The sequence below is a fragment of the Enterobacter hormaechei subsp. hoffmannii genome (assembly GCF_001729745.1).
Taxonomy (GTDB): Bacteria; Pseudomonadota; Gammaproteobacteria; order Enterobacterales; family Enterobacteriaceae; genus Enterobacter; species Enterobacter intestinihominis.
Genome location: NZ_CP017186.1, coordinates 1460647 through 1480575 on the forward strand (window position 1 = coordinate 1460647; position 19929 = coordinate 1480575).

Genomic DNA, 19929 nt, shown 5'->3' on the forward strand with positions numbered 1-19929 from the left:
CGAAATTGGAGTGGTGAGCGAGCTTTATGTAGACTTCTGCCGCTATCCCCGGATGAAGCCTTCATTCCTTTTCCTGTCATCAGGTGGATTAATTCGTTCCAGCTTATGCCAGCTGCCTGTATCGAAGTTCAAACCCGATCATATCTACGCTCAATCGTTGTTCTTTTAAGATATTGACCAGGCAAAATTTAACCGCGCAAGAAGATCAGCTATACCGCCATGGAAAATAAGGTAGTGTTATAAGTAATTGATAGGGAAGGGTATTAATTTCAGGAAACAAAAAACCCATCAACCTTGAACCAAAAATGGCGGGGTTGATGGGCTCCACAAATTGGGGACATCAAAGAAAAGCAGTGGCACTAGTTATGACTGCACCCTGCGTAAAAAGTTCTGCGCGTAACGAAAATTTTTTCAGCCACACGCAATCTTGAGATTTATCCGAGTCCTGGCCAGATAATGATGATCAGCGTACCTGCCAGCGTCAGCAGCACGTTTGCGATGGCGTAGGTGCCTGCATAGCCCAGCGCCGGGATGTTGCTGCGCGCGGTGTCGCTGATGATCTCCATTGCCGGTGCGCAGGTGCGCGCGCCCATCATCGCGCCGAAGAGCAGGGCGCGGTTCATGCGGAGCACGTAGGCGCCGAACAGGAAGCAGATGACTACCGGTACCAGGCTGACGATAAGTCCGGAAACCAACATTTGCCAGCCGACCGCACCCAGGCCATTGCCAATGCCGCTCCCGGCGCTTAAGCCGACACCCGCCATAAAGACCATCAGACCGAACTCTTTCACCATGTTCAGCGCTCCCTGAGGGATGTAGCCGAAGGTGGGATGGTTCGCTCGCAGGAAGCCCAGCATGATCCCGGCGAACAGCAGACCGGCAGCGTTACCGATGCCGAAGCTAAAGTTACTGAACTGGAAGGTGATCATTCCGATCATCAGGCCAACAATGAAGAAGGCGCAGAAGGCTAACAGGTCCGTCACCTGACTGTGAATCGAGATAAAGCCGATACGGTCGGCAACGGTTTTAACACGTCGGGCATCGCCGCTGACCTGCAACACATCGCCTTTATTAAGCACCACGTTATCGTCGATAGGCATTTCAATCTGGCTGCGGATCACGCGATTGAGGAAACAGCCGTGGTCGGTCAGCTTCAGCTGCGCCAGACGGCGGCCCACGGCGTTGTGGTTCTTCACCACAATCTCTTCGGTGACGATACGCATGTCCAGCAGGTCGCGGTCGAACACTTCTTTCCCGTTGCGGAAGCTCGGATCGAGACGCGCGTGGGCGTCCGGGTAACCAACCAGAGCGATGTCATCGCCCATCTGGAGCACCGCGTCACCGTCCGGGTTTGCCAGAATGCCGTTACGACGGATACGTTCGATGTAGCAGCCGGTCTGACGGTAAATCCCCAGCTCGCGCAGGTTTTTCCCGTCGGTCCAGGCAACCAGCTCTGGCCCGACGCGGTAGGCGCGGATCACCGGCAGGTAAACTTTACGTTTGGAGTCCGTATCCAGACCACGCTCTCGGGCAATGGTTTGGGCGCTGGTCTGGAGATCCTGATGCTGAAGTTTTGGCAGATAGCGCGCGCCAACAATCAGGCTCACCAGACCAATCAGATAGGTCAGGGCATAGCCCAGGCTCAGGTTATCCAGCGCGGCGGAAAGCTGCGTGCCTGCCATGCCAGAATGACGAAGCGTATCCCCCGCGCCAACAAGCACCGGCGTGGAGGTCATCGAGCCTGCCAGCATACCGGCCGTTAAGCCGATGTCCCAGCCAAACAGTTTGCCCAGCCCTAACGCAATCAGCAGGGCGCTGCCGACCATCACCAGCGCCAGCATCAGATAATTTTTGCCGTCTCGGAAGAAAATGGAAAAAAAGTTCGGACCGGCTTCCACGCCAACGCAGAAAATAAACAGCATGAAACCTAAGTTAAGCGCGTCCGTGTTAATACTGAAATGTTGCTGACCTAATAACAGGGAGACGACTAAAACGCCAATGGAATTACCAAGTTGAACTGAACCCAGGCGCAATTTACCCAGACAAAGGCCCAGTGCCAGTACCACAAATAATAACAGGATGTAATTCCCATTTAACAAGTCTGCGACGTTTATATTCACGGAGGCTAACTTCTTGTTTACCAGTAAGTTGTTGAATGAAAGGACTATTTGGGCTACTGTTTTCAGAGTCAGGGAATCACTTTGCACCTCCCTGCTTCCTGATAAATACCCTAAACACTAGCAGGCGGTTAGTTTAATCGTAATAGCTACCGACAGCCACCTATTATCGCACGACTTGTGTGCGTGCTTTGGCAAGGATTGCCGCAATGCTTTATCTGACTGGGCGTCCACCGGACGATTTTTGTATTTGATAGAGATAAGTCAGGAGGATAGTTTGAAATTTAAACGAAACTGGGTTGGCGTAATCAGCTGCTTTTTGCTGTTTACGGTCGTTTGCATGTCGCTTGCTTTTAATGTGAAGGGCGCCTTCAGAGCGTCCGGTCATCCCGAGCTGGGCCTGTTGTTCTTCATCCTGCCGGGGGTAGTGGCCAGTTTTCTCTCGCGCAAAGGCGAGGTGGTAATGCCGCTGCTGGGGGCCATCCTTGCGGCGCCCCTCTGCCTGCTTCTGATGCGCGTGCTGTTTCTCTCGTCGAGAAGCGTCTGGCAGGAAGTGGCGTGGCTACTAAGTGGCGTTTTCTGGTGTGCGCTGGGGGCGCTCTGTTTCTTATTTATGCGCAGCCTGCTGCAACAGCGGAAGCATCATAAATAAAAACGCCCTCAGGGTGAGGGCGTCTTAGCATTACTGAGCGGCAAACAGGCCCAGGTGCTCTTTGGCGTACGCTTCGAAATCGGTGCAGCCTCCGATGTGTTTCTGATCGAGGAAGATTTGCGGCACGGTTTCAACCGGTTTACCCACGGTTTTTTCCAGATCGGCTTTGCTGATGCCTTCCGCGTGGATATCCACGTAACGGAAGTTGAAATCATCACGTTCTTCAGTCAGTTTCTCAGCCAGCTCTTTCGCGCGCACACAGTAAGGGCATCCTGGACGACCAAAAATTACTGCAAACATTTCTCTCTCCTCAAAAAACAAGCCTGACGGCGAATAATCCCTATAGTGCACGATAACCTGCCGTCATGGAAAGAAGGTTTCACCTGTCACTTTGATACAGTCAGGCTATGTTTCGCCAATTACATCAGGTGGATCATTGCCTATACTGGCTGCCATACGTTTTACGCAATACAAAGAGAGACAAAATGACGCCAACCATTGACCTGCTTCGTTCCCACCGTTCCATTCGCCATTTCACCGATGAGCCGATCACCCAGGCGCAGCGGGACGCGATCATCGACAGCGCAAGAGGCACCTCCAGCTCCAGCTTTTTGCAGTGCAGCTCCATTATCCGCATCACCGATCCGGCGATGCGTGAGCAGCTGGTAACGCTGACGGGCGGACAAAAGCACGTTGCCCAGGCGGCTGAGTTCTGGGTGTTCTGCGCCGATTTTAACCGTCACCTGCAAATCTGTCCTGAGGCGGAGCTGGGGCTGGCGGAACAGCTGCTGCTGGGCGTGGTGGATACGGCATTGATGGCGCAAAACGCGTTCACGGCGGCGGAATCGCTGGGGCTTGGCGGCGTCTATATCGGCGGGCTGCGTAATAACATCGAAAGCGTGACGCAACTGCTGAAGCTGCCGAAACACGTGCTGCCGCTGTTTGGTCTGTGCCTCGGCTGGCCGGCGGATAACCCGGATCTGAAGCCGCGTATTCCTGCTGCGATGCTGGTGCATGAAAACCACTACCAGCCGGTCGATCAGGACGTTCTGCATCAATACGATGAAGAGCTGGCGAACTACTATCTGACGCGCGACAGCAACAACCGCCGCGACACCTGGAGCGACCATATTCGTCGCACCATCATTAAAGAAAACCGCCCGTTCATTCTTGATTACCTGCACAAACAGGGCTGGGCAACGCGATAGTCCCTTCCTCCTGCGCCTCGTGTATGATAGGCAGGCTTTTCCCATGTCTTTAGAGAGGTGCAGGGTGAAAATTGCCATATTGTCCCGGGATGGAACGCTCTATTCATGTAAACGCCTGCGAGAAGCGGCGGCGAAACGCGGACATCAGGTTGAGATCCTCGATCCGATGTCCTGCTATATGAACATCGACCCTGCGGCGTCGTCGATTCATTACAAAGGCCGCAAACTCCCGCATTTTGATGCGGTAATTCCCCGCATTGGCTCCCAGATCACCTATTACGGCACGGCCGCGCTGCGCCAGTTTGAAATGCTGGGAAGCTATCCGCTCAATGAATCCGTGGCGATCTCACGCGCCCGCGATAAGCTGCGCTCGCTGCAACTGCTGGCGCGCCAGGGGATCGATCTGCCCGTCACCGGGATTGCTCACTCCCCGGACGACACCAGCGATTTAATCGACATGGTGGGCGGTGCGCCGCTGGTCATTAAGCTGGTGGAAGGCACGCAGGGTATTGGGGTGGTACTGGCGGAGACGCGTCAGGCGGCGGAAAGCGTGATTGACGCCTTTCGCGGTCTGAATGCCCATATTCTGGTGCAGGAGTATATTAAAGAGGCCAAAGGGTGCGACATCCGCTGCTTTGTGGTGGGCGATGAAGTGGTTGCCGCCATAGAGCGGCAGGCGAAAGAGGGCGACTTCCGCTCTAACCTGCACCGCGGTGGTATCGCGCGGGTGGCCCTTATCAGCGAGCGCGAGCGCGAGATTGCGGTGAAAGCGGCGCAGACGCTGGGCCTGGACGTGGCGGGGGTCGATCTGCTGCGTGCCGACCGCGGGCCGCTGGTGATGGAAGTTAACGCCTCGCCGGGGCTGGAAGGGGTGGAAAAAACCACAGGCGTCGATATTGCAGGTAAAATGATCGCATGGATTGAACGCCATGCGACGCCGGGATTTTGCCTGAAAACGGGCGGTTAAATGGATCGGCGCGCACTTTTTGCGTAAGCTGGACAACGTTTTTATTTAAGAGGCTGCACAGCGATGGATTTACAGGTCGTACCTACACTGGATACGTTACGTCAATGGCTCGATGATGCCGGTATTACTTTTTTCGAATGCGACTCCTGCCAGGCGCTGCATCTGCCTCACATGCAAAATTTCGATGGTATTTTTGATGCCAAAATCGATCTGATTAACGACGTGATCCTGTTCTCGGCGCTGGCTGAAGTGAAGCCTTCAGCGCTGCTTGCACTGGCATCCGATCTGTCAGCGATTAACGCCAGTTCTTTGACGGTGAAAGCGTTTCTCGACATACAGGATGATAATCTGCCGAAGCTGGTGGTTTGCCAGTCTTTATTCTCCGGCGCGGGGCTCTCCTTCAAACAGTTCGCCTGGTTTATGCGCCTGAGCGAAGAGCAAATTTCCATGGTAATGATGGAAGCCAACGCACATCACCTGCTGTATAGCGCGGAAGATGATGCCGAGAATAATGATGCATCTTCCAATTTTCTCCACTAAGCCTGTCTGACTTTTGCGCAGTCGCTACCAGAGCGGCTGCATAACACCGCTTTTTCTGCTGCTTTTAACCTTTCTTTAAAGAATTTTTCACCTCCTCTCGGGCCGTTTCGGCTTATCACGTAGACATAATCTGCATAAAAAATTGATAAAAGGCGTTTTTTCGTCTGGGCTATAGCCGGAGACACGGGCTACAGTTATTCTTGCGGTGCTTAAAAAAGCGAGCGGAACCTGCCGGGAAGAGGGGTATATTTTATTTCGGGCAGAGCGACAAACTATGCATGAATATTGCATATCTTCAGGCTGCACAGTTTTGGTTCGTTTGTTAACGAGCTTTCAGAAGGAATAACAATATGATCGCCTTGAATAAAAAATGGTTATCGGGTCTGGTTGCGGGTGCTCTGATGGCCGTCTCTGCCGGCACGCTCGCTGCGGAACAAAAAACGCTGCACGTCTATAACTGGTCTGACTATATTGCGCCGGACACCGTCGCGAATTTTGAAAAAGAGACCGGCATTAAGGTTGTCTACGACGTATTCGATTCCAACGAAGTACTGGAAGGCAAACTGATGGCGGGCAGTACCGGTTTCGACCTGGTGGTGCCCTCTGCAAGCTTCCTGGAGCGTCAGCTGACCGCCGGTGTCTTCCAGCCGCTGGACAAGAACAAGTTATCGAACTGGAAAAACCTCGATCCGGAAGTGCTGAAGCTGGTGGCGAAGCATGATCCGGACAACAAATACGCCATGCCTTACCTGTGGGCGACCACGGGTATTGGCTTTAACGTGGATAAAGTCAAAGCGGCGCTGGGCCCGGACGTCAAACTGGACAGCTGGGACGTGGTGCTGAAGCCGGAAAATCTCGAGAAGCTGAAAAGCTGCGGCGTCTCTTTCCTCGATGCGCCGGAAGAGATTTTCGCCACCGTGCTTAACTATCTCGGCAAAGATCCAAACAGCAGCAAGGCCGACGACTACACCGGTCCGGCGACCGACCTGCTATTGAAGCTGCGTCCGAATATTCGCTACTTCCACTCCTCTCAGTACATCAACGACCTGGCTAACGGAGATATCTGCGTGGCCATCGGCTGGGCGGGTGACGTCTGGCAGGCAGCGAACCGTGCGAAAGAGGCGAAAAACGGTGTGAATGTTTCCTACTTCATTCCGAAGGAGGGGGCGCTGGCGTTCTTCGACGTCTTCGCGATGCCGGCTGATGCGAAAAACAAAGAGGAAGCGTATCAGTTCCTCAACTACCTGATGCGTCCGGAAGTGATTGCCCACATCAGCGACCACGTCTACTACGCCAACGGTAACAAGGCCTCCGTGCCGCTGGTGAGCGAAGAAATCCGCAATAATCCGGCGATCTACCCGCCAGCCGATGTGTTTGCCAAGCTCTTCACCCTGAAAGTGCAGGAACCGAAAATTGACCGTGTGCGTACCCGCGCGTGGACGAAGGTGAAAAGCGGTAAGTAACGGCGTTTGATATCGTTGCCCGGTGGCGCTGTCGCTTACCGGGCCGACAAATCCCGTAGGCCGGGCAAGCGTTAGCGCCGCCCGGCGATACGCACCCTGACGGTGCGTTTGCACCAGTGTTGATCTATGCCGGAGAGCACCCCGTGAATGACGCGATCCCCCGCCCGCAGGCGAAAGTCCGTAAAGCGCTGACCCCGCTTCTTGAAATTCGTAACCTCACCAAATCCTTCGACGGCCAGCATGCCGTGGACGATGTCAGCCTGACGATCTACAAAGGTGAAATATTTGCTTTGCTCGGCGCATCCGGCTGCGGTAAATCGACCCTGCTGCGTATGCTGGCCGGGTTTGAACAACCTACCGCCGGGCAGATCGTGCTGGATGGGGTAGACCTCTCCAGCGTGCCGCCGTACCAGCGGCCCATTAACATGATGTTCCAGTCCTATGCCCTGTTCCCGCACATGACCGTCGAGCAGAACATCGCCTTCGGCCTGAAGCAGGACAAACTGCCGAAAGCCGAAATCACCGCGCGCGTGGCGGAGATGCTGAGCCTGGTGCACATGCAGGAGTTCGCGAAGCGTAAGCCGCATCAGCTTTCCGGCGGCCAGCGTCAGCGCGTGGCGCTGGCAAGAAGTCTGGCGAAGCGTCCAAAATTACTCCTGCTCGACGAGCCGATGGGCGCGCTGGATAAAAAGCTGCGCGACCGGATGCAGCTGGAAGTGGTAGATATCCTTGAGCGCGTAGGGGTGACCTGCGTGATGGTGACGCACGACCAGGAAGAGGCGATGACCATGGCCGGGCGCATTGCGATCATGAATCGCGGTAAGTTCGTGCAGATAGGCGAGCCGGAGGAGATTTACGAACACCCGACAACCCGCTACAGCGCGGAGTTCATCGGCTCGGTAAACGTCTTCGAAGGGCTGCTGAAGGAACGCCAGGAAGACGGTCTGGTGATTGAATCGCCGGGGCTGGTGCACCCGCTTAAGGTTGATTCTGATAATTCCGTGGTGGACAACGTGCCGGTTTACGTTGCCCTGCGCCCGGAAAAAATCATGCTTTGCGATGAGCCGCCCGCCGATGGCTATAACTTTGCCGTGGGCGAAGTGGTACACATTGCCTATCTCGGCGATCTGTCGATTTACCATGTCCGCCTGAAAAGCGGGCAGATGCTCAGCGCCCAGTTACAGAACGAACACCGGTATCGCAAGGGACAGCCAACCTGGGGCGACGAAGTGAGCCTGTGCTGGGATGCGGACAGTTGCGTAGTCCTGACGGTATAAGGAGCGGTCATGAGCACACTTGAACCTCCAGCCCGCGTCAAAAAACCGGGCGGTTTCTCGCACTGGCTGGCGCGCGTGCAGATGGCGCATGGCCGCAAGCTGGTCATCGCCATGCCCTATATCTGGCTGATCCTGCTGTTTCTGCTGCCGTTCCTGATCGTCTTTAAGATCAGCCTGGCGGAGATGGCGCGGGCGATCCCGCCGTATACCGATTTGTGGGAGTGGGCCGACGGGCAACTGACGCTGACCTTAAACCTTGGGAATTTCCTGCAACTGACTGAGGATCCGCTCTATTTCGAAGCCTATTTACAGTCGTTACAGGTTGCGGCGATCTCAACGATCTGCTGCTTGTTGATGGGCTACCCGCTGGCGTGGGCAGTGGCGCACAGCAAGCCGTCGACGCGAAATATTTTACTGCTGTTGGTCATTTTACCGTCGTGGACATCGTTCCTGATCCGCGTGTACGCGTGGATGGGGATCCTGAAGAATAACGGCATACTGAATAACTTCCTGCTGTGGCTTGGGGTGATCGACCAGCCGCTGACGATCCTGCATACCAACCTTGCGGTGTATATCGGGATTGTCTATGCCTATCTGCCGTTTATGGTGCTGCCAATCTATACGGCGCTGACGCGAATCGATTACTCGCTGGTGGAAGCCTCGCTGGATCTCGGCGCACGCCCGTTGAAGACGTTCTTCAGCGTCATTGTGCCGCTCACAAAAGGCGGGATCATCGCCGGATCGATGCTGGTGTTTATCCCGGCGGTCGGGGAGTTTGTGATCCCCGAACTGCTCGGCGGCCCGGACAGCATCATGATTGGCCGCGTGCTGTGGCAGGAGTTCTTCAATAATCGCGACTGGCCGGTGGCCTCGGCGGTGGCGATTGTCATGTTACTGCTGCTGATCGTGCCGATCATGTGGTTCCACAAACATCAGCAGAAACAGATGGGAGACCACGGATGAACAACTTACCGGTAGTACGCTCCCCGTGGCGAATTCTGATCCTGATTATCGGCTTTACCTTCCTGTATGCGCCGATGCTGATGCTGGTGATCTACTCGTTCAACAGCTCTAAGCTGGTCACCGTCTGGGCGGGCTGGTCGACGCGCTGGTACAGCGAGCTGTTCCACGATGATGCGATGATGAGTGCGGTGGGGCTGAGCCTGACCATTGCGGCGCTGGCGGCGACGATGGCCTGCGTGCTGGGCACGATTGCCGCGCTGGTGATGGTGCGCTTCGGCCGTTTTCGCGGAGCAAATGGTTTTGCGTTTATGATCACCGCCCCGCTGGTCATGCCGGACGTCATCACGGGTCTGTCGCTGCTCCTGCTGTTTGTCGCGCTGGCGCACGCCATCGGCTGGCCAGCGGATCGCGGGATGCTCACCATCTGGCTGGCGCACGTCACCTTCTGTACGGCGTATGTGGCGGTGGTCATCTCCTCGCGGCTGCGCGAGCTGGATCGCTCCATTGAAGAGGCGGCGATGGATCTCGGCGCCACGCCGCTGAAGGTCTTTTTCATCATTACGCTGCCGATGATTATGCCGGCGGTGATCTCCGGCTGGCTGCTGGCGTTCACGCTCTCGCTCGACGATCTGGTTATCGCCAGCTTTGTGTCGGGGCCGGGCGCGACGACGCTGCCGATGCTGGTCTTCTCCAGCGTGCGCATGGGGGTGAATCCGGAGATTAATGCCCTGGCCTCCATCATCCTCGGGGTGGTCGGAATTGTCGGATTTATCGCCTGGTATTTGATGGCGCGCGCGGAAAAGCAGCGCGTGCGCGATATCCAGCGTGCAAGACGCGGCTGAAGGAATTATTATTTCCAGTGATGTGCCGCGTATGACGCGGCACTGTTTTTCAGGGAAGTAAAAACATTGGGATTCTTGCAAAAAACACGTCATTCGCACGCCCGTCCGAACGTCCCTGCGCTGGTGCAGGTGGCGGCGCTCGCCATTATTATGATCCGCTGCCTGGATGTGCTGATGATTATGAACACGCTGGGCCCGCGAGGCATGGGGGAGTTCATTCACCGCAGCGCGCAGACGTGGAATCTGACGCTGGTGTTTCTCAGCAGCCTGATGCTGGTGTTTATTGAGATCTACTGTGCGTTCTCGCTGGTAAAGGGGCGCAACTGGGCGCGCTGGGTATATTTTCTTACGCAGATCACCGCCGCCAGCTATCTGTGGGCCGCCTCGCTGGGCTATGGCTATCCGGAGCTGTTCAGCATTCCCGGCGGCTCCCGCCGCGAGATTTTCCATTCCTTAGTGATGCAAAAATTGCCGGACATGCTGGTGCTCTGCCTGCTCTATGTTCCCGCCTCCAGTCGGCGGTTCTTCCGCCTGCAATAATGTGTATAATCGCAGCCCTCGTGATTCTTAAGGTTTTCATATGCAGTGCGCACTCTATGACGCCGGACGCTGCCGCTCCTGTCAGTGGATAGAACAGCCGGTCCCTCAACAACTCACCGCCAAAATGGTCGACCTGCAACAGCTGCTGGCAGCACACGCGGTGGGCGAGTGGTGCGCACCCGTCAGCGGGCCGGAGCAGGGCTTTCGTAATAAAGCCAAAATGGTGGTCAGCGGCAGCGTCGAAAAGCCGCTGCTGGGCATGCTGCACCGTGACGGCACGCCCGTCGATCTCACCGGCTGTCCGCTGTATCCCGCCTCGTTTGAGCCGGTGTTTACCGCCCTGAAACCCTTTATCGCCCGCGCGGGGTTAACGCCCTATAACGTTGCCCGCAGGCGCGGCGAGCTTAAGTACCTTCTGCTGACCGAAAGCCAAATCGACGGCGGGATGATGCTGCGCTTTGTGCTGCGTTCGGAAACCAAACTGGAGCAGCTTCGCGCGGTGTTGCCGTGGCTGCAGGAACAGCTTCCGCAGCTCAAGGTCATTACCGCTAATATTCAGCCGGTGCATATGGCGATCATGGAAGGAGAGAAAGAGATTTTCTTCACCGAACAGCATGCGCTGGCGGAGAATTTCAACGGCGTGCCGCTGTGGATCCGTCCGCAAAGCTTCTTCCAGACTAACCCCACCGTCGCCAGCGCGCTGTACGCGACCGCGCGCGACTGGGTGCGTGCGTTACAGGTTCATCACATGTGGGATCTGTTCTGCGGCGTCGGCGGCTTTGGCCTGCACTGTGCCACGCCAGACATGCAGCTCACCGGGATTGAAATTTCTGCGGAGGCCATCGCCTGCGCGAAACAGTCCGCCGCGGAGCTGGGGCTGACGAATCTGCACTTCCAGGCGCTGGACTCGACCCGGTTCGCCACCGGCCAGGGCAACGTGCCGGAGCTGGTGCTGGTGAACCCGCCGCGCCGGGGTATCGGCCAGGCGCTCTGCGACTACCTGAGCCAGATGGCGCCGGAGTACATCGTCTACTCCAGCTGTAACGCGCAGTCCATGGTGAAGGATATCGCCAGCCTGCCGGGCTACCGCATTGCGCGCGTTCAGCTCTTTGATATGTTCCCGCACACTGCGCATTACGAAGTGCTGACGTTGCTCGTGAAATCTTAAACAAAATGTGAACTCTTCCCCCGCTCGAAATCAGGTAAGCTTACGCCATAACAAATGATTGAAGGCTTACCCATGAAGCAGATCCTGCTGGTAGAAGACGACCACGATATCGCTGCACTCCTGCGTCTTAACCTGGAAGATGAAGGCTACGCCATTACCCACGAGCCGGACGGGGGAAAGGCGTTACCGCTTCTGGAAAAACAGCCGTGGGACGCGGTGATCCTCGATCTGATGCTGCCGAATGTTGATGGTCTGGAGATTTGCCGCCGTATCCGCCAGATGACCCGCTACCTGCCCATTATCATCATTAGCGCCCGCAGCAGTGAAACTGACCGTATTACCGGCCTGGAAACCGGGGCGGATGATTATCTGGCAAAACCTTTCTCGGTGCAGGAGCTGATTGCCCGCATTAAGGCGCTGTTCCGCCGACAGCAGGCGATGGGCCAGGCGCAGACGGACGGCATTATTCAGGCGCACGGTCTGACTATCGATCCGCTGGCGCGCACCGTGCGTCTTAATGGTCAACACGTCGATCTCACCCCGCGTGAATTTGAACTGCTCTATTTTTTTGCCCGCCATCCCGGAGAGGTCTTTTCACGGCTGGCATTGCTGGAGCAGGTGTGGGGGTATCAGCACGAAGGCTACGAACACACCGTCAACACCCATATTAACCGCCTGCGCATCAAAATAGAGAAAGATGCCGCCGAGCCGGAGATCGTTCGCACCGTCTGGGGCAAAGGCTACAAATTTGCGGAGCAGAATCATGATGCGTCGCTTTAGCCTGAGCCAGCGCCTGACGCTGCTGTTTACGGTGTTACTGTTGCTCTGCGCCACCGTCGCCTGTGCGGTGCAGCTCTACGTTAGCATGCAGTACGGCAATGCGATGGTGCAGCGTCTCTCCGGCGGGCTGGCGCAGCAGATTGCGCAGCGGGAAGCGATTCTGGATACGCAGGGCAGGGTGGATCGCAGCGCCTTAAAGCCGCTGTTCGACCGGCTGATGACCTTTAATCCGAGCGTCGAGCTGTATGTTGTCTCGCCTGATGGCGATATCCTGGCCGATGCCGCCCCGCCGGGGCACATTCAGCGGCAAAAAATTGACCTCGCGCCGATACAGAATTTCCTGAGCGGGACGGTGATGCCGGTGTTTGGCGACGATCCCCGAAGCCAGAATAAGAAAGTCTTCAGCGCCACCCCGCTGCGGCAGGACGGTGAGCTGAAGGGGTATCTGTACATTATTTTGCAGGGGGAGGAGTCCAACGCGCTGGCGGAGATGGCCTGGCACAAAGCGCTCTGGAGTACGGCGCTGTGGTCGATGCTGCTGGTGGCGCTGTTTGGTCTGCTGGCGGGGCTGCTGCTCTGGTACTGGGTGACGCGCCCGGTTAAACAGCTCACGCTGGACGTGGCCGGGCTGGAGCAGGACAGCATCAGCGCGATTAAGCAGCTGGCGGCCCAGCCGCTCGAGCCTGCCGGCCAGGATGAAGTGGCGATCCTGCGCAATACCTTTATCGAGCTGGCGCGCAAAATCACCTCTCAGTGGGATCGGCTGGCCGACAGCGACCGCCAGCGCCGGGAGTTTATCGCCAACATTTCGCACGACTTACGCACCCCGTTGACGTCGCTGCTGGGTTATCTGGAAACGCTGTCGCTGAAATCCGCCACGCTGTCGCCGCAGGAGCATCAGCAGTACCTCGCTACCGCGCTGCGTCAGGGGCAAAAGGTACGCCATCTGTCGCAGCAGCTGTTCGAGCTGGCGCGTCTTGAGCACGGCGGCATCAAGCCCCAGCGCGAGCGTTTTGCCATGGCTGAACTGATTTCCGACGTGGCGCAGAAGTTTGAACTTACCGCCCGCACGCGCGAGGTGAACCTGCGCATTGATGTGCCGGGGCGATTGCCGCTGGTGAACGCCGACGTGTCGATGATCGAGCGCGTGGTCACTAATCTTCTGGATAACGCCATCCGTCATACGCCGAGCGGCGGAGAAATTCGTCTGGCGGTCTGGCAGGAGAATGAACGACTTCAGGTCGAAGTGGCAGACAATGGTACGGGCGTAGATGCCTCGCTGCGCGACGATTTGTTCCAGCGGCCTTCAGCGTTAAATCCTCAGGCGTCGCGGGAGAACCGTGGGGGATTAGGGCTGTTAATCGTGAAGAGAATGCTGGAGCTGCACGGTGGCGGGATCAGGCTGATGGAGTCCGTGAGCGGGGCGCGGTTCAGGTTCTTTGTGCCGCTATGAGAAATTGCCGGGTGGCGCTGCGCTTTCCCGGCCTACAGACCACCCCCGTAGGCCAGACCACCCGGCAAAAAGAGATTACTGCGGGAACCACTGCTCGCTGATTTTCTGGTATGTGCCGTCAGCTTTGATCGCTTTCAGCGCGCCGTTCAGTTTTTCCAGCAGGGCTTTGTTATCCGGACGTACCGCGATGCCGAGGCCGGTACCAAAGTACTGCGGATCGGTCACTTTCTCCGTCGCTGTACCCAGCTGCGGGTTGGTTTTCAGCCACTCATTCACGACCGCGGTGTCGCCAAATACGCCATCGATACGGCCATTTTTCAGGTCGATAATTGCGTTCTGGTAGCTGTCATAGGCCACGGTTTTCACTTCAGGATGCTTGTCCTGGAGATATTTCTGGTGCGTGGTGCCGTTTTCCATGCCGATGCGCTTGCCTTTCAGTTCGTCGAAAGACTTATAAGCCCCTTTCTTCGCAATCACTACCGCAGAGTTCGCGTAGTACGGGTCGGTGAACGCGACCTGCTTGCTGCGCTCTGGGGTGATATCCATGCCGGAGATCACCGCATCGTATTTTTTAAATTTCAGGGACGGGATCAGGCTGTCAAACGCGTGGTTAGTAAAGGTGCAGTCGGCCTGCATCTGCTTGCACAGCGCTTTCGCCAGGTCAATGTCAAAGCCGACGATCTGGTTGCTGGCATCCAGCGATTCAAACGGCGGATAGGTGGCAGAAACGCCAAAATTGATTTTATCTGCGGCGGATGCGCCTGCGGCGAAGGTTGCGAGTAATGCGGCCAGAACTAACTTTTTCATTGTAATGCTCCCGTCTGTCTTATTTATGCGCCGTGTCTGCGGCCTGGATATACAATGCCATCTACTGAATTTATATGCAATAAAAATGATTAAATATTACCTTTGTTGCAAAAAAAAGCGGATAACCCATCAGGTTACCCGCTCAATCAATACCGTTTTATGCATTGGCGTGATTAATTCCTGCGCTCAAACGCCAGCGCCTTACGCTCGATAAGACGCATCATCAGCGTCAGCAGACCGTTGACCACCAGATAGACCAGACCCGCCGCACCGAACACCATCACGTCGTAGGTACGTCCGTACAGCAGCTGCCCGTGGCCCATCACTTCCATCAGGGTGATGGTGTAGGCCAGAGAGGTGCTTTTGAACACCAGAACGACTTCATTGGAATAGGAAGAGAGCGCACGCTTAAAGGCGTATGGCAGCAGGATCGCCAGCGTGTCCTTCTTGCTCATGCCCAGCGCACCGCAGGACTGCCACTGGCCTTCCGGGATCGCGCGGATCGCGCCGTAAAACAGCTGCGTGGTATAGGCCGCGCTGTTCAGTGAGAGAGCTATCAGGGCGCAGAGCCATGGCTCAGAGAGCAAATGCCAGATAACCGGATATTCCTGTAACGACGGGAACTGCCCTGGACCGTAGTAAATCAGGAAGATCTGCACCAGCAGCGGCGTACCGGTAAAGAGCGTAATGTAGCCACGGACAATCCACACCAGCACCGGCGTTTTCAGCGTCAGGACGATGGTGAAGAACAGCGCCAGGATCAGCGCTACGATGATAGACGCAACGGTCAGCGTCAGGCTGGTGTGCAGCCCTTTCATCAGTTCGGGTAAATAATCCAGCATCAGCCTGGTCTCCGTTCAAAACGCGTCGCGCGCAGATCAATACGCTTCAGAACGTACTGGCTCAGCAACGTGATCACCAGGTAGATAGCCGCCGCGACGATGTACCAGGTAAATGGCTCCTGCGTACGGGTGGCGATACTTTTGGTTTGCAGCATCAAATCGTTCACGCTGATCAGGCTCACCAGCGCGGTATCTTTCAGCAGTACCAGCCACTGGTTACCCAGCCCTGGCAGGGCATGACGCCACATCTGCGGCATCACCAGGCGGAAGAAGATCGCCGCTTTCGACAGGCCCAGCGCCTGACCGGATTCCCACTGTCCCTGCGGTACCGCTTTCAGCGCGCCGCGCAGCGTTTGTGACGCATAGGCCGAATAGAGCAGGGAGAGCGCAATTACGCCGCACAGGAACGGGCTGACGTCGAAGTTCTCAATCTGCATTTGCACCGGGATCTGCGCAAAGCCGAGATTAATCGTAAAGCCGTCCGACAGCGTTAACAGCAGCTGTGAGGAGCCGAAATAGATAAACAGGACCACCAGAATCTCCGGCAGTCCACGCAGCACAGTTACCAGCGCTGAACCGAGCCATGCGACAGGGCGCCACTTAACGGACTCCCACACCGCAAAGAACATCGCCAGTACGAGGCCGATAATCAGTGCACAAACGGCAAGGCCGACGGTCATCCCGGCGGCGCTTGCTAAAGGAAAAATTTCATTCATCAGGAATTACTTCTGGAACCATTTTTTGTAGATGGTTTCGTAGGTGCCGTCTTTCTTCACTTTTTCCAGCGCAGCGTTGAATTTCTGCTGCAGCTCGGTGTTGCCCTGACGTACGGCAATACCCAGACCTGTACCGAAGTAGTCTTTATCTGTCACCTTGTCACCCACGGCGGCCAGCTTGTCGTTCGCTTTCAGCCATTCAGTCACGACAGCCGTGTCCCCGAACACCGCATCGATACGGCCGTTTTGCAGGTCCAGCTTCGCATTCTGGTAGCTGTCATACGGCACGGTGGTGATTTCCGGGTGCTTATCCATGATGAATTTCTGGTGCGTGGTGCCGTTCTGCACGCCGACTTTCTTGCCTTTCAGCAGGTCAACGGAGGCGTATTTACCTTTCTGACCAATGAACAGCGCCGAGTTGTCGTAGTAAGGGGTGGTGAACAGAACCTGCTTTTCACGTTCCGGAGTGATGTCCATACCGGCCATCACGGCGTCGATACGGCGGAACTTCAGGCTGGGGATCAGGCTGTCGAACGCCTGGTTGCTGAAGGTACAGGTCGCGTCGATCTCTTTACACAGGGCATTTGCCAGGTCCACGTCGAAGCCAACAATCTTGTTGTTCGCATCAATGGATTCAAACGGAGGGTAGGACGCTTCAGTGGCGAAACGGATGGTCTGGGCTGCGGTAGCGGAAAGGCTGACGCTAGCAAGCAGCGCGGCAATCAATACTTTTTTCATTATAATTTCCCTAACACATCAGTGTGATAAGTAGTTTTTGAAGGCATCGGTTTGCGGGTTGGTGAAGCAGCTCGCATCACCTTGCTCAACGATATACCCGTTTTCCATGTAGACCACGCGGCTGGCGGTTTTGCGCGCCACTTCCACCTCGTGGGTCACGATGACCTGGGTAATGTTGGTTTCCGCCAGTTCACGAATGATACTCACGATCTGGGCAGTAATTTCCGGGTCCAGCGCTGCGGTTGGTTCGTCGAACAGCAGCACCGCTGGCTCCATCATCAGCGCACGGGCGATTGCCACACGCTGTTGCTGACCACCAGAGAGATGCAGAGGATAACGGTCGCTGTACGGTTTCAGACGCAGACGTTCCAGCAGCTTTTCAGCTCGCGCCATCGCCTGGTCTTTGCTTAAGCCAAGCACGCGGCACGGGGCTTCAATCAGGTTTTGCACCACCGTCAGATGCGGCCAGAGATTATATTGCTGGAAAACCATGCCCACGTTTTGACGCAGTTCACGAATCGCTTTATCAGAAGGGGTTTTCGCGAAGTCAAAATGGTTACCGGCGATGGCCAGCGTTCCCGAACGGGGCATTTCAAGCAGATTTAAAACACGCAGAAGGGAGCTTTTTCCCGCGCCGCTTGGGCCGAGCAAAACCAGCGTTTCGCCCTCCGGGCAGCTCAGCGTAATGTCGAACAGCGCCTGGTGTGCGCCGTAGAAGCAGTTAATGCCGTTTAGTTTAATACTCATCGGGGCAGTCTTTACTCATCCAGGCAATCTATAGCAATTGAGGCCGCAGATAGTACCGTTGACAGAATAGTTATGCAATATTTCTGCGTTAAAAGTTAAATATAACCCGTGTTTCCTCTTAAACATAGCACAAAATAGCGACGGGAAAGGGGGGCGAGAATAAATGTCGGCATTCCGCATGAAATGCCGGACATTTTACGGGGTTAACGTTTATTTAACGTATGCGTTAGCGGTTCTCAATCGACTGGCGAAGGGTGCCCGCCGGAGCATGAACGCTGCCGCCAATGTAGCGCACATCATCTATTGCCCAGCACTGGCCTTCACGGATCATCAGCACCTCATCCTGCCAGGTTTGCGTCCCCTGGGTTAGCTTCACGCGCAGAGGAATATTCCGTGCGTCGGTATTCGGAATGGTGGACGCGCTGGCGACGTCGGCGCTGTCCGGCAGCGTGGCGCGGCTGGAGAACGGATCGGATGAAAGCAGCGCGTTTTGCTGCGGATCGCGCGAGGCGTCATTAAGCAGTTTCGCCAGATTATCGCTCAGGTACGGGCGCAGGGCGGTGAGGTCATTACCGCGATGCTGAATGCGATAATCATAGAACTGTTGCGCCACGGCGTCCGGGCCGCCCTCAATGCAGGGGCCGCTGCGGGAACCGATATCCTTAAAGGCTGGCGTGACCGGCGTAGTGCAGGCGCTGAGCACCAGCGCGCAGGGCACTAAAAGCGTTAAAGCAGAGTAGCGCATGTTGATTTCCTTATTTATTAACTATCCTTTCAATCATAGCGTAACGAACCGATAATGCAGTTGCTAACGCATTGAACGCTAAAGACGGAGAGGAAGTATGCAATTTTCAACAACACCAACCCTGGAAGGTCAACCCATTACCGAGTACTGCGGCGTGGTCACCGGTGAGGCGATTCTGGGCGCCAACATCTTCCGGGACTTCTTTGCCGGCATTCGGGATATCGTCGGCGGGCGCTCCGGTGCCTACGAGAAAGAACTGCGTAAAGCGCGTGACATTGCGTTTAAGGAGCTGGGCGAGCAGGCCAAAGCGCTGGGCGCGGATGCGGTGGTGGGCATTGATATCGACTACGAAACGGTCGGGAAAGATGCCAGCATGCTGATGGTGAGCGTAAGCGGCACGGCGGTGAAAACCCGTCGATGAAGCGTTCGCTCTCAACCCTCCTGCTGGCATTGTTGCTGGCAGGATGCGCCTCGGAAGAGGGCATTGTTGATAAAGGCGCGTACGAACTTGATACGCGCCATCAGGCGCAGGCGGCCTACCCGCGCATAAAGGTGCTGGTGATCCATTACACCGCCGATGATTTCGACACCTCGCTTGCGACCTTAACCGATAAAAACGTCAGCTCTCACTATCTCATCCCCGCAAAGCCCCCAGCTCCGCAGGGCAAACCGCGTATCTGGCAGCTGGTGCCGGAGAGCGAGCTGGCCTGGCATGCAGGTATTAGCTTTTGGCGTGGGACCAACCGCATAAATGATACCTCCGTCGGCATTGAGCTGGAAAACCGCGGCTGGCGGAAAACCGATGGTGTGAAAACCTTTACCCCCTTCGAACCGGGGCAAATTGCGGCGCTAATCCCGCTTGCCAGAGACATCATCGCCCGCTACGACATTAAACCGCAGAACGTTGTGGCCCATTCGGATATCGCCCCGCAGCGTAAAGACGACCCTGGCCCGCTGTTTCCGTGGCGCGAACTGGCGCAGCAGGGCATCGGAGCCTGGCCCGAACCGGCGCGGGTGAATTTTTATATCAACGGGCGACCGCATTATCAGCAGGTTGATACCGCAGCATTGCTCGATGTGCTGGCGCGCTACGGTTACGAGGTGCCAGAAAACAGCACGCCTGCACAGCAAAAACGCATCATCATGGTGTTCCAGATGCATTTCCGTCCGCAGTTATGGAATGGCGTAGCGGATGTTGAAACCATGGCGATTGCCGAAGCACTTTTAGAGAAATACGGGCAGGGGTAAACCTTTGGCTTACCCCCAAATGAGTATATTTCCGCAAGTTTCTATTAGATTAATCCTAAGTACAATCTCATTTCATTTTTAGTTAATTGACTTAAAATTATTCGGATTTAAGATGG

22 protein-coding genes are annotated in these 19929 nt (G+C 55.9%); 14 read left to right on the forward strand and 8 right to left on the reverse strand.

Annotated features, from left to right (window positions below; translation table 11 throughout):
* Positions 1–434: 434 nt before the first annotated feature.
* On the reverse strand, positions 435–2120 hold the full coding sequence (locus tag BFV65_RS06840; protein ID WP_001024855.1) for an aspartate:alanine antiporter: 1686 nt from the start codon (positions 2118–2120) through the stop codon (positions 435–437).
* A gap of 274 nt (positions 2121–2394) precedes the next feature.
* On the opposite strand from BFV65_RS06840, the gene BFV65_RS06845 reads away from it, so the two are divergent.
* The gene (locus tag BFV65_RS06845; RefSeq protein ID WP_069596395.1) at positions 2395–2769 is read left to right on the forward strand and encodes an inner membrane protein YbjM; all 375 of its coding nucleotides are present in this window, start codon (positions 2395–2397) and stop codon (positions 2767–2769) included.
* 30 nt (positions 2770–2799) lie between these two features.
* Here the strand turns inward: BFV65_RS06845 and BFV65_RS06850 are convergent, their stop codons facing one another.
* Positions 2800–3069, reverse strand: coding sequence for a GrxA family glutaredoxin (locus BFV65_RS06850; RefSeq protein WP_014169305.1), 270 nt, complete (start codon positions 3067–3069; stop codon positions 2800–2802).
* Between the two features lie 185 nt (positions 3070–3254).
* On the opposite strand from BFV65_RS06850, the gene nfsA reads away from it, so the two are divergent.
* From nfsA to BFV65_RS06910, 11 genes are all read left to right on the forward strand, one after another.
* On the forward strand, positions 3255–3977 hold the full coding sequence (gene nfsA / locus BFV65_RS06855) for a nitroreductase NfsA (protein ID WP_023299683.1): 723 nt from the start codon (positions 3255–3257) through the stop codon (positions 3975–3977).
* Positions 3978–4041: 64 nt separating this feature from the next.
* A complete protein-coding gene (gene rimK / locus BFV65_RS06860; protein ID WP_032621711.1) occupies positions 4042–4944 on the forward strand; it encodes a 30S ribosomal protein S6--L-glutamate ligase in 903 nt (300 codons plus the stop codon).
* A gap of 63 nt (positions 4945–5007) precedes the next feature.
* Positions 5008–5484: a YbjN domain-containing protein gene (locus BFV65_RS06865; RefSeq protein WP_022647571.1), complete on the forward strand. Its 477-nt coding sequence runs from the start codon at positions 5008–5010 to the stop codon at positions 5482–5484.
* A gap of 350 nt (positions 5485–5834) precedes the next feature.
* Positions 5835–6947, forward strand: coding sequence for a spermidine/putrescine ABC transporter substrate-binding protein PotF (potF, locus tag BFV65_RS06870; RefSeq protein WP_022647572.1), 1113 nt, complete (start codon positions 5835–5837; stop codon positions 6945–6947).
* A gap of 143 nt (positions 6948–7090) precedes the next feature.
* Positions 7091–8224: a putrescine ABC transporter ATP-binding subunit PotG gene (potG, locus tag BFV65_RS06875; protein WP_006809449.1), complete on the forward strand. Its 1134-nt coding sequence runs from the start codon at positions 7091–7093 to the stop codon at positions 8222–8224.
* A gap of 9 nt (positions 8225–8233) precedes the next feature.
* A complete protein-coding gene (gene potH, locus BFV65_RS06880) occupies positions 8234–9187 on the forward strand; it encodes a putrescine ABC transporter permease PotH (RefSeq protein WP_022647573.1) in 954 nt (317 codons plus the stop codon).
* Positions 9184–10029, forward strand: a complete 846-nt coding sequence (gene potI, locus BFV65_RS06885; protein ID WP_022647574.1) for a putrescine ABC transporter permease PotI — start codon at positions 9184–9186, stop codon at positions 10027–10029. Before potH ends, potI begins: the two co-directional genes overlap by 4 nt.
* A 42-nt stretch (positions 10030–10071) precedes the next feature.
* Positions 10072–10569, forward strand: coding sequence for a YbjO family protein (locus BFV65_RS06890; protein ID WP_087878582.1), 498 nt, complete (start codon positions 10072–10074; stop codon positions 10567–10569).
* A gap of 40 nt (positions 10570–10609) precedes the next feature.
* Positions 10610–11737 (forward strand): 23S rRNA (uracil(747)-C(5))-methyltransferase RlmC, encoded by a 1128-nt coding sequence (gene rlmC, locus BFV65_RS06895; protein WP_069596396.1) that lies wholly within the window; start codon positions 10610–10612, stop codon positions 11735–11737.
* Positions 11738–11809: 72 nt separating this feature from the next.
* Positions 11810–12517, forward strand: coding sequence for a response regulator transcription factor (locus BFV65_RS06905; RefSeq protein WP_023299686.1), 708 nt, complete (start codon positions 11810–11812; stop codon positions 12515–12517).
* On the forward strand, positions 12501–13970 hold the full coding sequence (locus BFV65_RS06910) for a sensor histidine kinase (RefSeq protein WP_023299687.1): 1470 nt from the start codon (positions 12501–12503) through the stop codon (positions 13968–13970). Before BFV65_RS06905 ends, BFV65_RS06910 begins: the two co-directional genes overlap by 17 nt.
* A gap of 75 nt (positions 13971–14045) precedes the next feature.
* Here BFV65_RS06910 and artJ read toward each other — a convergent pair whose 3' ends face one another.
* The 6 genes from artJ to BFV65_RS06940 all read right to left on the reverse strand — a co-directional run bounded on the left by artJ (position 14046) and on the right by BFV65_RS06940 (position 18565).
* Complete coding sequence (gene artJ, locus BFV65_RS06915; RefSeq protein ID WP_015571008.1) at positions 14046–14777, reverse strand: arginine ABC transporter substrate-binding protein ArtJ; 732 nt, start codon at positions 14775–14777, stop codon at positions 14046–14048.
* A 173-nt stretch (positions 14778–14950) separates the two neighbouring features.
* Entirely contained in the window at positions 14951–15619 is a 669-nt protein-coding gene (gene artM, locus BFV65_RS06920) for an arginine ABC transporter permease ArtM (protein WP_022647579.1), read from the reverse strand.
* Positions 15619–16335 carry an arginine ABC transporter permease ArtQ gene (gene artQ, locus BFV65_RS06925; RefSeq protein WP_003858367.1) on the reverse strand — a complete coding sequence of 239 codons (717 nt, stop codon included), beginning with the start codon at positions 16333–16335 and terminating at the stop codon, positions 15619–15621. The genes artM and artQ overlap by 1 nt, the downstream gene beginning before the upstream one ends.
* A gap of 6 nt (positions 16336–16341) precedes the next feature.
* Positions 16342–17073 (reverse strand): arginine ABC transporter substrate-binding protein ArtI, encoded by a 732-nt coding sequence (gene artI / locus BFV65_RS06930; protein ID WP_006174322.1) that lies wholly within the window; start codon positions 17071–17073, stop codon positions 16342–16344.
* An 18-nt stretch (positions 17074–17091) separates the two neighbouring features.
* Positions 17092–17820, reverse strand: a complete 729-nt coding sequence (gene artP, locus BFV65_RS06935; RefSeq protein ID WP_006809439.1) for an arginine ABC transporter ATP-binding protein ArtP — start codon at positions 17818–17820, stop codon at positions 17092–17094.
* A 226-nt stretch (positions 17821–18046) separates the two neighbouring features.
* Positions 18047–18565, reverse strand: coding sequence for a lipoprotein (locus BFV65_RS06940; protein ID WP_022647580.1), 519 nt, complete (start codon positions 18563–18565; stop codon positions 18047–18049).
* Positions 18566–18662: 97 nt separating this feature from the next.
* Here BFV65_RS06940 and BFV65_RS06945 point away from each other — a divergent pair, with 97 nt between their 5' ends.
* Positions 18663–18986, forward strand: coding sequence for a heavy metal-binding domain-containing protein (locus tag BFV65_RS06945; protein WP_003858361.1), 324 nt, complete (start codon positions 18663–18665; stop codon positions 18984–18986).
* A complete protein-coding gene (locus tag BFV65_RS06950) occupies positions 18983–19813 on the forward strand; it encodes an N-acetylmuramoyl-L-alanine amidase (protein ID WP_063163408.1) in 831 nt (276 codons plus the stop codon). Before BFV65_RS06945 ends, BFV65_RS06950 begins: the two co-directional genes overlap by 4 nt.
* Positions 19814–19929: the final 116 nt, after the last annotated feature.

Coding starts and splice junctions, on each gene's coding strand:
- artM (WP_022647579.1), bottom strand. CDS start 15,619: ATGCTGGATTATTTACCCGAACTGATGAAAGGGCTGCACACCAGCCTG.
- potI (WP_022647574.1), top strand. CDS start 9,184: ATGAACAACTTACCGGTAGTACGCTCCCCGTGGCGAATTCTGATCCTG.
- potF (WP_022647572.1), top strand. CDS start 5,835: ATGATCGCCTTGAATAAAAAATGGTTATCGGGTCTGGTTGCGGGTGCT.
- BFV65_RS06950 (WP_063163408.1), top strand. CDS start 18,983: ATGAAGCGTTCGCTCTCAACCCTCCTGCTGGCATTGTTGCTGGCAGGA.
- potH (WP_022647573.1), top strand. CDS start 8,234: ATGAGCACACTTGAACCTCCAGCCCGCGTCAAAAAACCGGGCGGTTTC.
- BFV65_RS06945 (WP_003858361.1), top strand. CDS start 18,663: ATGCAATTTTCAACAACACCAACCCTGGAAGGTCAACCCATTACCGAG.
- BFV65_RS06850 (WP_014169305.1), bottom strand. CDS start 3,069: ATGTTTGCAGTAATTTTTGGTCGTCCAGGATGCCCTTACTGTGTGCGC.
- artI (WP_006174322.1), bottom strand. CDS start 17,073: ATGAAAAAAGTATTGATTGCCGCGCTGCTTGCTAGCGTCAGCCTTTCC.
- BFV65_RS06910 (WP_023299687.1), top strand. CDS start 12,501: ATGATGCGTCGCTTTAGCCTGAGCCAGCGCCTGACGCTGCTGTTTACG.
- BFV65_RS06940 (WP_022647580.1), bottom strand. CDS start 18,565: ATGCGCTACTCTGCTTTAACGCTTTTAGTGCCCTGCGCGCTGGTGCTC.
- rlmC (WP_069596396.1), top strand. CDS start 10,610: ATGCAGTGCGCACTCTATGACGCCGGACGCTGCCGCTCCTGTCAGTGG.
- artP (WP_006809439.1), bottom strand. CDS start 17,820: ATGAGTATTAAACTAAACGGCATTAACTGCTTCTACGGCGCACACCAG.
- artQ (WP_003858367.1), bottom strand. CDS start 16,335: ATGAATGAAATTTTTCCTTTAGCAAGCGCCGCCGGGATGACCGTCGGC.
- nfsA (WP_023299683.1), top strand. CDS start 3,255: ATGACGCCAACCATTGACCTGCTTCGTTCCCACCGTTCCATTCGCCAT.
- artJ (WP_015571008.1), bottom strand. CDS start 14,777: ATGAAAAAGTTAGTTCTGGCCGCATTACTCGCAACCTTCGCCGCAGGC.
- BFV65_RS06865 (WP_022647571.1), top strand. CDS start 5,008: ATGGATTTACAGGTCGTACCTACACTGGATACGTTACGTCAATGGCTC.
- BFV65_RS06905 (WP_023299686.1), top strand. CDS start 11,810: ATGAAGCAGATCCTGCTGGTAGAAGACGACCACGATATCGCTGCACTC.